We start from the raw sequence: 13144 nt of genomic DNA, 5'->3' as shown, positions 1-13144 counted from the left end.
CCGCCCCGCAACCGGCCGCCGCGGCGCCCGAGGAGGAGTCGGAGGTCGCCGAGGAGCCGCTGCCCGAGCCCGAGGAAGCCGAGGAGGCCGACGACACCGACGACGACGCGGAGACCGACTCCGACGAGCAGGGCGAGGGCGGTGGCCGCCGCAGGCGGCGCAGGCGCGGCGGACGCGGCCGGGGCAAGACCCGCGACCGCGACGAGGCCGACGGAGACGACACCGAGGCGGCCGAGGCCGAGGCGGAGGACCAGCCGGAGGACGAGTCCGAGGAGTCCTCGGGCGGCTCGCGCAGGCGGCGCAGGCGGCGCAGGCGCGGCAGCGAGGAGGGCGCCGAGCCGTCCGCCGACGACCCGCCCAACACCGTGGTCCGCATCCGCGCGCCGCGCGCCGGGCGCGGCGGTTCGGTGAGCACGTCCATCGACCAGGTGCAGAGCGTCCGCGGCTCGACCCGCCTGGAGGCCAAGAAGCAGCGCCGCCGCGAGGGCAGGGAACTGGGCCGCAGGCGTCCGCCGATCATCACCGAGTCGGAGTTCCTGGCCCGCCGCGAGTCGGTGGAGCGGGTCATGGTCGTGCGCCGCACCGGCGGCCGGACCCAGATCGCCGTCCTTGAGGACGGCGTGCTCGTCGAGCACTACGTGGACCGCGAGGCCGGTCAGTCCTACGTCGGCAACGTCTACCTGGGCAAGGTCCAGAACGTGCTGCCCTCGATGGAGGCCGCCTTCGTCGACATCGGCAAGGGCAGGAACGCCGTCCTGTACGCGGGCGAGGTCAACTTCGACACCGCCGGGCTGGAGGGCCAGCCCAAGCGGATCGAGGCCGCGCTGAAGTCCGGGCAGTCGGTGCTGGTGCAGGTCACCAAGGACCCGATGGGCCACAAGGGCGCCCGGCTGACCAGCCAGATCAGCCTGCCCGGCCGCTACCTGGTCTACGTCCCCGAGGGGTCGATGACCGGTATCTCGCGCAAGCTGCCCGACAAGGAGCGGTCGCGCCTCAAGAGCATCCTGAAGAAGGTCACCCCGGAGAACGCGGGCGTGATCGTCAGGACCGCCGCGGAGGGCGCCTCGGAGGAGGAGCTGGACCGCGACGTCGCCAGGCTGTCGGCGCAGTGGGAGAACATCCAGCGCAAGGCCAAGTCCGCCGGGCCGCCCGAGCTGCTGTACTCCGAGCCCGACCTCACCGTCCGCGTGGTCAGGGACGTCTTCAACGAGGACTTCTCCTCGCTGGTGGTCGCCGGTGACGTGTGGGAGACGGTGGACGAGTACGTCCGCTACGTGGCCCCGCACCTCGCCGAGCGGGTGACCCGCTGGCAGGACGACGCCGACGTGTTCGCCGCCTACCGCGTGGACGAGCAGATCGCCAAGGCGCTGGAGCGCAAGGTGTGGCTGCCGAGCGGCGGTTCGCTGGTCATCGACCGCACCGAGGCGATGACCGTGGTGGACGTCAACACCGGCAAGTTCACCGGCCAGGGCGGAAACCTGGAGGAGACGGTCACCCGCAACAACCTGGAGGCGGCCGAGGAGATCGTCCGCCAGCTCCGGCTGCGCGACATCGGCGGCATCATCGTCATCGACTTCATCGACATGGTGCTGGAAAGCAACCGCGACCTGGTGCTGCGGCGGCTGCTGGAGTGCCTGGCGCGCGACCGCACCAAGCACCAGGTGGCCGAGGTCACCTCGCTGGGTCTGGTCCAGATGACCCGCAAGCGGGTCGGCCAGGGGCTGCTCGAGGCGTTCTCCACGCCGTGCGAGTGCTGCAACGGCCGCGGGCTGCACATCTCCGCGGAGCCCGCTCCGGGCGTCCCGGAGCCGCGCGGCACGCAGGGCAAGATGGCGATCGAGAAGGCCGTCGCGGGCAAGCTGTCGAAGAACGGCGAGGGCTCCGCGGTCGCGGCCGGGGACCAGGCGGGCCGTGATACGGTGACCGATGCGCTTGGTGGCGACCGGGCAGATGATGATCAAGCCGCCCAGGGCACGAGCAGGGGGCGGCGACGCACTCGCCGGGCCGCCAAGCAACCCGACTAGCGGCCGGTATCCGGCCGAGGTCGGCCGGTCCGACGTTCCGCCCGGTTCGACCGGGGCTGCCGATATCCGGTACCCTAGTGAACCGGTGCGTCCGCAGACGCGCCCTGTTCGCGCGCCTACCCGGTTCGTCGGTCCAAACAATTGATGGTGACCGGATGCGGGGCGCAGCATCCAGCGAGCACGAAGCAGAAGGGTTCCGCGGTGTACGCGATCGTTCGTTGCGGCGGCAGGCAGCAGAAGGTCTCCGTCGGCGATGTCCTTGAGGTGGACAAGCTCGCCGGCGAGGTCGGTTCCACGGTCTCGCTGCCGACGATCCTCGTCGTCAACGACGGGGACGTGACCACCGAGGCGGGCAAGTTCACGGTCTCGGCCGAGATCCTGGGCGAGACCAAGGGCCCCAAGATCCGCATTTTGAAGTACAAGAACAAGACCGGTTACAAGAAGCGCCAGGGCCACCGCCAGCGGTACACCCAGGTGAAGATCACCGGTATCGACCAGGCCTGAGTTACGGGAGTTTGCGAGATGGCACACAAGAAGGGCGCGTCGTCCACGCGGAACGGCCGTGACTCCAACGCCAAGCGCCTCGGCGTCAAGCGTTTCGGCGGTCAGCTCGTGAAGGCCGGCGAGATCATCGTCCGGCAGCGCGGCACCCACTTCCACCCGGGCGACAACGTCGGCCGCGGTGGCGACGACACGCTGTTCGCGCTGGCCGCCGGGCACGTGGAGTTCGGTCGCAAGCGCGGCAGGCGCGCCGTTAGCATCGTCGTCCCGCCCGCGGAGTAGATCCGCGCCGGTAGACGTTAAATCCGACAGGGGTGGATCGCCATTCGCGGTCCACCCCTGTTCGTGTCTTCACAGACCATGATGGGAAGCAGACAGTGGCCGAGTTCGTAGACCAGGTCGTCCTCCACGTCCGGGCGGGTGACGGCGGGAACGGCTGCGCGTCCGTCCACAGGGAGAAGTTCAAGCCGCTCGGCGGCCCCGACGGCGGCAACGGCGGGCGGGGCGGGGATGTGATCCTGGAGGTCGACGCCAACACCTCCACCCTGCTCGACTACCACCACCGCCCGCACCGCGCCGCCCAGAACGGCCGGCAGGGCGAGGGCTCCAACCGGGACGGCGCGCGCGGCGCGGACCTCGTGCTGCCGGTGCCCAACGGCACCGTGGTGAAGAACGCCGCCACCGGCGAGGTGCTGGTGGACCTGGTCGGCATCGGTACCCGCTACGTGGTGGCGAGCAGCGGGCAGGGCGGCCTCGGCAACGCGGCGCTGGCCTCGACCAAGCGCAAGGCCCCCGGATTCGCGCTGCTCGGCGAGCCGGGCGACCGGCTCGACGTGCTCCTGGAGCTGAAGACCGTCGCCGACGTGGCGCTGGTCGGCTTCCCCAACGCGGGCAAGTCCTCGCTCATCGCGGCACTGTCGGCGGCCCGCCCGAAGATCGCCGATTATCCGTTCACCACGCTGGTCCCCAATCTGGGCGTGGTCACCGCGGGCGACACCGTCTTCACCATCGCCGACGTGCCCGGCCTCATCCCCGGCGCGTCGGAGGGCAAGGGCCTCGGGCACGAGTTCCTGCGGCACGTCGAGCGCTGCTCGACCATCGTGCACGTGCTCGACTGCGCCACCATGGAGCCCGGCAGGGACCCACTGAGCGACTTCGAGGCGATCGAGGCCGAGTTGCACGCGTACGGCGAGCTGTCCGACCGCCCCCGCCTGGTCGTGCTCAACAAGTCCGACGTGCCCGACGGCCGCGAGCTGGCCGAGCTGGTCACGCCGATGCTCAAGGAGCGCGGGCTGCGGGTGTTCACCGTCTCGGCGGCCAGCCGGGAGGGCTTGCGCGAGCTATCCTTCGCGATGGGCGAGATGGTGGCCGCGTTCCGCGCCGCCGCGCCCGTGGAGGAGCCGACCCGCCTGGTCATCAGGCCGCGGCAGCTCGGCGAGGAGGGCTTTTCCGTACGCCGGGTCGGCGAGGACACCTTCCAGGTCACCGGCGAGAAGCCGGAGCGGTGGATCCGCCAGACCGACTTCAACAACGACGAGGCCGTCGGCTACCTGGCCGACCGGCTGGAACGCCTCGGCGTGGAGGAGGCGCTGCGCGATGCGGGCGCCACCGAGGGCGCGGAGGTCGTCATCGGCCCGATGGAGGGCGGCTACGTGTTCGACTGGCGGCCTTCGATCGGCGGCGGCGTGCCGCGGCGTGGTCCGCGCGGCACGGACAGCAGAATCGGATGACAGCGCGACAGGGAAATGGGGACAGCGAGTGAATGATGAGCGCGGGGGGCTGCGTACCGCGTCCCGCCTTGTGGTCAAGGTGGGATCGTCGTCGCTGACGACCCCCCAGGGGATGATCGACGGTGACCGGGTCGACGCGCTCGTCGATGTACTGGCCGCGCGCCGGGCCGGCGGCACGCAGATCGTGCTGGTCTCCTCCGGCGCCATCGCCGCCGGGCTCGGTCCCCTCGGCCTGCCCATCCGTCCCCGCGACCTGGCCACCCAGCAGGCCGCCGCGTCGGTCGGGCAGGGCGTGCTCATCGCCCGCTACACCTCCTCCTTCGCCCGATACGGCCTGCGCGTCGGCCAGGTGCTGCTGACCGCCGACGACATGATGCGCCGCTCCCACCACAGGAACGCCCAGCGCACCTTGGACCGCCTCCTTGAGCTCGGCATCGTGCCGGTGGTCAACGAGAACGACACCGTGGCCACCGACGAGATCAGGTTCGGCGACAACGACCGGCTGGCCGCGCTGGTCACCCACCTGATCCACGCCGACGCCCTGCTGCTGCTGTCCGACGTGGACGCGCTGTACGACGGCGACCCGCGCCGGCCGGGCGGGGCCAACCGGCTGACCGACGTGCGCGGCCCCGCCGACCTCGCGGGCGTGGAGTTGGGCCGGTCCGGCCGGGTGGGCACCGGCGGCATGGTGACCAAGGTCCAGGCCGCGCGGATCGCCACCGGGGCCGGGGTGCCCGTGGTGCTGACCGCCGCCGCGCACGCCGCCCAGGCGCTCGCCGGGGCCGACGTCGGCACCTACTTCCACCCCGACGGCAGGCACCCCGGCACCCGGCTGCTGTGGCTCGCCCACGCGGCCACCGGCCGCGGGCGGCTACACCTCGACCACGGCGCGGTGGAGGCCGTCGTGGGCCGGCGCATGTCGCTGCTGCCCGCAGGGGTGACCGCGGTGGAGGGCGACTTCAGCGCGGGCGACCCGGTCGACCTGTGCGGCCCGCACGGCGACGCGGTGGCCCGCGGGCTGGTCAACTTCGACGCCGCGGAGATCCCCGGCCTGCTCGGCCGGTCCACCAGGGAGCTGGCCGGCTCGCTGGGGCCCGAGTACGAGCGCGAGCTGATCCACCGCGATGACATCGTCCTGCTTGAGCCTGATCTTTCTGGAGCGTCCCATGTCTGATGCAGCCGAGTTCCGCGCGGTGGCCACGGCCGCCAGGGAGGCGAGCGCCGAGCTGGCGCCGTTGCCCAGGGCGGTGAAGGACGCCGCGCTGCGGGCCATCGCGGACGCGCTGGTGGCGCGGTCCGCGGAGCTGGTCGAGGCCAACGCCGCCGACGTGGCGCGGGCCCGTGAAGGCGGCCTGTCGGAGGCCATGATCGACCGGCTCCGGCTCGACCCGGAGCGGATCGAGAAGATCGCGCAGGCCGTGCTGGAGATCGCGGACCTTCCTGACCCGGTCGGCGAGGTGGTGCGCGGCGGCACGCTGCCCAACGGGCTGGAGCTGCGCCAGGTCCGGGTGCCGCTGGGCGTGGTCGGCATCATCTACGAGGGCCGCCCCAACGTCACGGTGGACGCCGCCGCGCTGTGCCTGAAGAGCGGCAACGCCACGCTGCTGCGCGGCTCGTCCAGCGCCTACTCCTCCAACGTGGCACTGGTCGGCGTGATGCGCGACGCGCTGGCCGGGACCGGCGTGCCCGCCGACGCGGTGCGGCTCGTGCCGGGCCTGACCCGCGAGTCGGTCAAGCACCTGATGCGCGCCCGCGGCCTGGTGGACGTACTGATCCCGCGCGGTGGCGCGTCGCTGATCAACTCGGTGGTGGAGGAGTCCACCGTGCCGGTGATCGAGACCGGGGTGGGCAACTGCCACGTTTACGTCGATGCCGACGCCGACGTGGCGCTGGCCGTGGAGATCCTGCTCAACGCCAAGGCCCAGCGCCCCTCGGTGTGCAACGCGGCCGAGACGGTGCTGGTACACGCCGACGTGGCGGCGGAGTTCCTGCCCCGGGCGCTGGCCGCGCTGGCCGAGGCGGGGGTGACCGTGCACGGCGACGAGCGGGTGGCCGCCCACGGCTCCGTGGTCGCCGCGACCGAGGACGACTACTACACCGAATACCTTTCGCTCGACCTGGCCGCCGCCGTGGTCGATTCGCTGGAGGACGCGGTGACGCACATCAGGAAGTACGGCTCGGCGCACACCGAGGCGATCGTCACGCGCTCGCAGCGGGCGGCCCGCCGGTTCGTGGCGCTGGTCGACTCGGCGGCGGTGGCGGTCAACGCCTCCACGCGGTTCACCGACGGCGGGGAGTTCGGCTTCGGCGCGGAGATCGGCATCTCCACCCAGAAGCTGCACGCCCGCGGCCCGATGGGGCTGCCCGAACTCACCTCCACCAAGTGGATTTACGTCGGCGACGGGCATCTTCGCACCTCGGCGGGCACGGTGATCGCGCCTGTAGCGGATTGAGATCGGTGTGTCGCTCTAGGTAATCGGCCTGTTATGGCGTTTACTAGGAGTCATGGAGCTTGTCGTCGTATTTGACCCGACCGGCCGTACCGGCCTTCCCCGCGAAGGGGGGTGGCGGCCATGAGGCGATGGCTTTACGACATCGCGGCGCTGATCGCCCGGCTGATCGTGGGCGTCATCTTCATGGCGCACGGCCTGCAGAAGATCCGAGCGGGTGGGGTGGGGCCCACGGCGGCGGGCTTCGCCGAGATGGGGATTCCGATGCCGCAGGTCGCGGCCGGGCTCACCATGGCGGTGGAGCTGATCGGCGGGGCACTGCTGATCCTCGGGCTGATCACGCCGCTGGCCGCGCTCCTGCTGGCCGTGGTCTGCGCGGCCGCGGCGATCTTCGTGCACGCGCGCAACGGCATCTTCATCTCCGACGGCGGGTTCGAGCTGGTCGGCGGGCTGGGGTCGGCCGCGCTGCTGCTCGCGGCGGGCGGCGGGCCCAAGGCGGTGACACCGCCCATCTGGCGGACCAGGCCGACGACGTCGAGCGCGGCGGCCCGCCGAAGGCCGAGCCGGGGTCACTGGACGAGTGGCCCGCGACCGCGCGGCAGAGCTCGACCGGCCGCCATGCCGCACCTGCGGCGCCGGAGGAGCCGGGCGGGCGGCGCGGCGAAGGTGAGTCCGGCTCTCGTTGAAGTACATTGTGCCCATTTTCCGCGTACGGCGCGCCGTACGGCCTATCAGGGCGAGGCTGCACTAGGGTGTGGGCCCTGAGAATGCGCCGGGCGAGGAGGGAGCGTGGGCAAGCTCGGCCGGGTCGGGCCGTACACCCTGCTGGAGCGGCTCGGCCGAGGGGCCATGGGCGAGGTCTACCTCGCGAGCACCCGGCGCGGTGATCGTGTCGCCGTGAAGCTGCTGCGCGATTCGCCGGACTACGACGCGGAGGCCAGGTTACGGCTGGATCGCGAGGTTCGCGCGCTCCGCCGGGTCGAGAGCCCCTACGTCGCCCGCGTGCTCGACGCCGACCTGCGGGCCCGGCGGCCCTATCTGGTGATGGAGCACATCGACGGCGAGACGCTGCTGGAGCGGGTGCGCAGGGACGGGCCGTTCGAGCAGGGCGAGCTGGTCGAGCTGGCGCTGCGGATGACGACGGCGCTGGCCATCATCCACGCCGCGGGCGTGGTCCACCGCGACATGAAGCCCGGCAACGTGCTGATCGGCCCGGAGGGGCCGATCCTGATCGACTTCGGCATCGCCCAGCTCGTGGACGCCACCCGGCTCACCATGACCGGCACCTTCCTCGGCACCCCCGGTTATGCCGCGCCGGAGCTGTTCGCCGACGAGCCGGTCGGCCAGCCCGCCGACGTCTACGCCTGGGCCGCCACCATCGCCTTCGCGGGCACCGGCCGGCCGACCTTCTCCGGCGGCACCGCCGAGGCGCTGATGTACGCGATCCTGAACGGCCAGGCCGACCTGGACGGCGTGCCCGCGGCGCTGCTGCCGCTGATCAAGGCCGCGCTCAACCGCAGCCCGGCCAAACGGCCCACCGCCGCGCTGCTCGCCGACCGCCTGAGCAGGCTGGCCAAGGCGACGCGCGTGCTCGGCGCGGAGGAGGGCGGCGCGGACGCGGCCGGGCCGCCGGTGGCGGACGAGGTGGCCGCCGTCGCCGCGGACGCGGCCGAGGGGGCGCCCGGGGCCAAGCGGGGCGCGGCCAGAGCGGCCTCGGCGCGGCCGCCGCGCCGGGGGGAGGCCGAGCAGGCGCCCGGGGCCGAGGAGGGCGTGCCGGGCGGCGGCAGACGCAGGGCCGCCGCCGCGGCGGCGGAGGCCCGCGGCAAGGAAGCGGAGGCGGCCAAGGGGCCCGTCCGGGGCAGGGCGAGCGCCGCCGAGCCGCACGATGACATACGGGTCGCCACCGGGCCTCCCGACAAGGCCGAGCGGGGCAGGGCCGCGCCGGAGGGCCGGGCCGCGAAGGCGGGTGTGCAGGTCAGGGCCAGGCGGGCGGTGCGGCGCGGGAGCACGGGCCCGCTGCCGGCCGGCAACACGGCGTTGCTGGTGCTCGCCGTACTGGCCGCGCCGTGCGTCGTGGCCTCGGTGATCTGGGCGCCCGTCACACCCGTGCTCACCGCCGGCTTTGTGGTGTTGGTCCGCACCATCTGGCTCGGGCACTGGTCGGTGCGCAAACGCAGATCGGCTCCGGCCCGGCGGATCCTGCGGGTGGTGTCCTTCCCGCTCGCGCTGGCCGTCTCGGCGTTGAGCGCGGCGGTGTGGCCTGGAGTGCCCGCCGCGGGCGCGGCGGGCCTGACGTTGTGGGCGGTGGCCGGCGGTCACCTGGGGCCGGTCTGGTGGGAGGAGCCGGTGCCGGTGACCGTCGCCGGGGTCGTCTTCGCCGTCGTGTGCGGGGCGATCATCGGCCGGGAGATCGAGCGGGTCGGTCCGGCGCTGCCGGAACTGCGGAGGGAGGGGTTGCGCGCGCTGGCCGTACTGGGCGGGTTCGTCGCGCTGTGCGCGGCGACCGTGCGCGTCATATCCCTCCTGCTCTGACCGCCTCGACCCGCCCGACGCTCAGCCGTCCCGGCGCGCGAAGCGGTTGAAGATGCGCTCGCCCGCGTGTACCGCACCCTCGGCGACGTCGCGCAGCACGCCGATGAAGGGGTCCTGCGACTGCGACCACGACTCGCGGTAGGAACGCGCGGCGGCCTTGACCTCTTCGGAGATCTTGGCGTTGGCGTCGTCCTCCCGGCGCGGGTACTCGCCGCCGAGAATCCGCTCGTACTCGCCGCTGCGCCGCCACTTGTCCAACTCGGCGACCCTGACCACCGCGAACGGGTGGGTGGTGCCGAGCAGGTTGAGGACCTTGAGGAAGCCGTCGCGGACGTCGCCGCCCGTGTCGTACTCCCTGGCCTGGTCGAGGAACGCCTCGACGTTCATCTCGTGCAGGCGCGATCCGCCGGCCAGCTTCATCAGCGCGCGCAGCGCGGCCTCGGGGTCCTGGCCGCAGAGCAGACCGCCACGGTCGGCGGAGAGCTCGGACTTGCGGTACCACTCCTCAAGGCCGGCCACGATCGCCCGCAGCCCGATGTAGCCGAGCGGGATCCACGCCACCCGGGTGGCCAGGCGGGTGAGGATGTCGAGCATGGTCCGGTAGACGGCGTGGCCGGACAGGATGTGCGCGGTCTCGTGGCCGATGACGAACCGCTGCTCCTCCTCGTCCATGAGGTTGAGCAGGCCGGTGGTGACGACGATGAACGGGTCGTCGAAGCCGATCGCCTTGGCGTTGACACTGGGGTCCTGCTGGACATAGACCTCCGGGATGCGGCGCAGGTCGAGGATGTAGGCGGCGTCCCGGCCCATGTCGTGGAGCGCGCGGAACTGTGTTTCGCTGGTGCGGACCGCCGAGGCGAGATAGATCAGGCGCAACCGGCGCTCACTGATCAGTCCGGACATCTGCTTGAGAACGGTGTCGAACCCGCTCAGCGAACGCAGGGCGACCAGCGCGGACCGGTCGGCGGGGTGTTCGTAGGCGCGGGACGAGATGCCGGCAAGCTGTACTCGGTTTCGATCCGGGGTGGTCGTCATGCCCGGCATGCTACGTCGGCGGCGGGCCCTTCGCGCGTGGTCCCAGGGCGGGGGCGGGTCAAGTCCACCGTATTGAGACGCGTATGGTCCCTTGCATGATGAACGCGCCGAACGGCCAGGGCCATCGGCGGGTGGGGGTCATGGGCGGCACGTTCGATCCCATCCACCACGGCCACCTGGTCGCCGCGAGCGAGGTAGCGCATCACTTCGACCTCGACGAGGTCGTCTTCGTGCCCACCGGCAGGCCGTGGCAGAAGGCGTCCCAGGCGGTCTCCGCCCCCGAGGACCGGTACCTTATGACCGTCATCGCCACCGCGTCCAACCCCCGCTTCTCGGTGAGCCGGGTGGACATCGACCGCCCCGGGCCGACCTTCACGATTGACACGCTGCGCGACATCTGCGGAATATATGGGCCCGACGTAGAGCTGTACTTCATAACGGGAGCCGACGCGCTCGCGCAGATACTTTCCTGGCGAGATGTTGACGAGCTGTTCACCATCGCGCATTTCGTAGGCTGTACCCGGCCGGGTCATGTGTTGCATGATCCAGGTCTCCCGGAGGGGAAGGTCAGTCTGGTGGAGATCCCGGCCCTCGCGATCTCGTCCTCGGAGTGCCGCCAGCGGGTGCGCGACGGGGAGCCCATCTGGTACCTGGTGCCCGACGGGATCGTGCAATACATCAATAAACGCGGCCTGTACCGGGAATCCTCATAGGAGACAGCGCCGACAACAGGAGGTCTGACCCACATCGTGACCGCTACCGAACGAGCCGTCCGGCTCATCGAGGTCGCCGCCGAGGCGGCGGCCGAGAAGCTCGCCGACGACATCCTCGCCTACGACGTGAGCGAGCAGCTCGTCATCACCGACGCCTTCCTGCTCTGCTCCGCGACCAACGATCGCCAGGTCCGTGCCATCGTCGATGAGATCGAAGAGCGCCTGCGCATCGAGGCCGACGCCAAGCCGGTGCGCCGTGAGGGAGAGCGTGAGGGACGCTGGGTCCTGCTCGACTACGTCGACATCGTCGTGCATGTGCAGCACGAGGAAGACCGCACCTTCTACGCCCTGGAGCGGCTGTGGAAGGACTGCCCGCCCATCCCGCTGCCGGAGGGCGTACGGCACGCCGCCGCGCAGCGCAGCCGCGGAGCGGCCACGTGAGCAACCGCCGCATCGTGTGCTGGCGGCATGGCCAGACCCTCTGGAACGTCGAACACCGTTTTCAGGGGCACTCCGACATCGTGCTCGACGAGGTCGGGGTCGCACAGGCGAACAGGGCCGCCGCGCTGCTGGCGGCCCTCCGCCCCTCCATGATCGTCTCCTCCGACCTGAGACGTGCCCACGACACCGCCTCCGCTCTGGGCAGGCTCACCGGCCTTGACCCCTACACCGACAAGGACCTGCGCGAGCGCGGCGGCGGCGAGTGGGAGGGCCTGACCCGCGACGAGATCGCCGCGCGCTGGCCGCAGGAGTTCGCCTCCTGGGACGCCCCGGGCGGCGAGCACGTGGTCGAGGTCGCCGACCGCGTCGCCGCGGCCATGCGCCGCTGGGCCGGCGAACTCGCCCCCGGCGGCCTCCTGGTGGTCGCCTCCCACGGCGCCGCCCTGCGCCTCGGCATCGCCCGGCTCCTCGGCCTCCCCGAGGAACTGTGGTCCGCCCTCGGCGGCCTGGGCAACTGCTCCTGGTCGGTGCTGGAAGAGGGCCGCAAGGGCTGGCGCCTGCTCGAACACAACGCGGGCACCCTCCCCGAGCCCGTCTACAGCGACGACATCCCCGAAGCCGCCGAAGACCGCCCCTGAACCGCCGTACGGCCCGCGCCGGCCCCCACCCCGGCCCGGGCCGCACCGCGCCCATCCGCGCGATTATGCGTAGGACCCGCCGTACCGGTATGCTTCCCGAGCATCGAAACGCAAGGGGCTATGGCGCAGTTGGTAGCGCGCCTCCATGGCATGGAGGAGGTCTGGGGTTCGAATCCCCATAGCTCCACCCTTGGATTCGCCACTCGTCTTCGTGGCCGCCCACCATGAGGCCGATATGCAGGCTGGAGTGGCTGACCCCGGCCGCCTCCAGTTCGGCGGGCTCCAGGCCGCGCAGGCGGGCGGCCAACCGGCCCGCGGCGGGCCTGGCGAGCAGCGCGCATACCGATGCGACCGCGAGCAGGAGCGCGGTCATGCTCACCTTGATCCGGTCATCGGAACGGGGTGGGCTTGTTTTCTCATGGACCGGGGCGACCGCCTGATCGATCAGGCAGGCGACCTCTTTCCACACCGACCGCTCCAGCCACACCTCGGCGTCCAGGGACACGCGCTGGACCTTGGCCTCGGCGAGACGCCGGATGATGTCCGCCCGGTCCAGCCGCGCGCCGCTTGCCGGGTCGTAGCGGAGAGCCGCCGGGGCCTTCCCCTGCTCCCGGCCGGCCGCTCGTCCGCGACCTCCGTGGCGGACATGGAGACGCCGATGAGCAGCGACACGGTGCGGATCCGGAGCGGGGTGGCGAGCGTCCGCAGCGGTACCAGGCCGCTCTCCTCTTCCGAGACATGTTGGGATATCAGCTCTTGGGAATGGCCGGAGGGCGGCTCAAGGAAGTAGGTGTGGCCGCCGTTCGGGAGGTCGAATTCGGCCCGCCGCAGGCCGTAGGAGATCACGTGGTCCTTGGGCGAGTCCGCGGTCAGCAAGGCGCCGGTGAAGAGGAGGTCGAGTGCGCGCAGCGGGGTGTTGCCCGGCCGGTGGTCGCCGGACTCCGGGTGGTCGCGGATGAGCGCGTGGCCGCGGCCGTGCCGGGACCCGATCAGGCCGAGGCTCCGGCGTGGCTCAGGCGTCGCCTTGGTCACCCGTCGGCCAGGTCACCGGCAGCGTGGCGGGGGAGCGGTGGATGAGGG

The 13144-nt window shown here is 71.8% G+C and carries 13 protein-coding genes and 1 tRNA gene; 12 read left to right on the top strand and 2 right to left on the bottom strand.

Annotation, left to right across the window (positions count from 1 at the left end; all coding sequences use genetic code 11):
• The 8 genes from C1I98_RS24030 to C1I98_RS23995 form a co-directional block, all read left to right on the top strand.
• On the top strand, positions 1–2024 hold a 2024-nt coding region (locus C1I98_RS24030; RefSeq protein ID WP_111169689.1), incomplete at its 5' end, for an Rne/Rng family ribonuclease.
• A 201-nt stretch (positions 2025–2225) separates the two neighbouring features.
• Positions 2226–2528 (top strand): 50S ribosomal protein L21, encoded by a 303-nt coding sequence (gene rplU / locus C1I98_RS24025; protein WP_111169688.1) that lies wholly within the window; start codon positions 2226–2228, stop codon positions 2526–2528.
• 18 nt (positions 2529–2546) lie between these two features.
• Positions 2547–2807, top strand: coding sequence for a 50S ribosomal protein L27 (gene rpmA, locus C1I98_RS24020; protein WP_111169687.1), 261 nt, complete (start codon positions 2547–2549; stop codon positions 2805–2807).
• Between the two features lie 95 nt (positions 2808–2902).
• Entirely contained in the window at positions 2903–4255 is a 1353-nt protein-coding gene (gene obgE, locus C1I98_RS24015; RefSeq protein WP_111169686.1) for a GTPase ObgE, read from the top strand.
• 28 nt (positions 4256–4283) lie between these two features.
• The gene (gene proB / locus C1I98_RS24010) at positions 4284–5429 is read left to right on the top strand and encodes a glutamate 5-kinase (RefSeq protein ID WP_233508130.1); all 1146 of its coding nucleotides are present in this window, start codon (positions 4284–4286) and stop codon (positions 5427–5429) included.
• Positions 5422–6708 carry a glutamate-5-semialdehyde dehydrogenase gene (locus tag C1I98_RS24005; RefSeq protein ID WP_199537163.1) on the top strand — a complete coding sequence of 429 codons (1287 nt, stop codon included), beginning with the start codon at positions 5422–5424 and terminating at the stop codon, positions 6706–6708. Before proB ends, C1I98_RS24005 begins: the two co-directional genes overlap by 8 nt.
• 120 nt (positions 6709–6828) lie before the next feature.
• Entirely contained in the window at positions 6829–7470 is a 642-nt protein-coding gene (locus C1I98_RS24000) for a DoxX family protein (RefSeq protein ID WP_111169691.1), read from the top strand.
• 24 nt (positions 7471–7494) lie between these two features.
• Positions 7495–9237 (top strand): serine/threonine-protein kinase, encoded by a 1743-nt coding sequence (locus tag C1I98_RS23995; RefSeq protein ID WP_111169684.1) that lies wholly within the window; start codon positions 7495–7497, stop codon positions 9235–9237.
• 21 nt (positions 9238–9258) lie between these two features.
• Here C1I98_RS23995 and C1I98_RS23990 read toward each other — a convergent pair whose 3' ends face one another.
• A complete protein-coding gene (locus C1I98_RS23990; protein ID WP_438672105.1) occupies positions 9259–10281 on the bottom strand; it encodes a M48 family metallopeptidase in 1023 nt (340 codons plus the stop codon).
• Between the two features lie 86 nt (positions 10282–10367).
• Between C1I98_RS23990 and nadD the strand changes: the two genes are divergently transcribed.
• The 4 genes from nadD to C1I98_RS23970 all read left to right on the top strand — a co-directional run bounded on the left by nadD (position 10368) and on the right by C1I98_RS23970 (position 12251).
• Entirely contained in the window at positions 10368–10985 is a 618-nt protein-coding gene (gene nadD / locus C1I98_RS23985; protein ID WP_199537162.1) for a nicotinate-nucleotide adenylyltransferase, read from the top strand.
• Between the two features lie 36 nt (positions 10986–11021).
• The gene (rsfS, locus tag C1I98_RS23980) at positions 11022–11426 is read left to right on the top strand and encodes a ribosome silencing factor (RefSeq protein ID WP_111169682.1); all 405 of its coding nucleotides are present in this window, start codon (positions 11022–11024) and stop codon (positions 11424–11426) included.
• A complete protein-coding gene (locus C1I98_RS23975) occupies positions 11423–12064 on the top strand; it encodes a histidine phosphatase family protein (protein WP_111169681.1) in 642 nt (213 codons plus the stop codon). The genes rsfS and C1I98_RS23975 overlap by 4 nt, the downstream gene beginning before the upstream one ends.
• A gap of 114 nt (positions 12065–12178) precedes the next feature.
• Positions 12179–12251, top strand: a tRNA-Ala gene (locus C1I98_RS23970).
• Between the two features lie 257 nt (positions 12252–12508).
• Here C1I98_RS23970 and C1I98_RS40640 read toward each other — a convergent pair.
• Positions 12509–13096 carry a hypothetical protein gene (locus tag C1I98_RS40640; protein WP_146607592.1) on the bottom strand — a complete coding sequence of 196 codons (588 nt, stop codon included), beginning with the start codon at positions 13094–13096 and terminating at the stop codon, positions 12509–12511.
• Positions 13097–13144: the final 48 nt, after the last annotated feature.

The sequence above is a fragment of the Spongiactinospora gelatinilytica genome (assembly GCF_003236385.1).
Lineage (GTDB): Bacteria > Actinomycetota > Actinomycetes > Streptosporangiales > Streptosporangiaceae > Spongiactinospora > Spongiactinospora gelatinilytica.
This window is presented reverse-complemented; position numbering and strand designations above follow the sequence as displayed.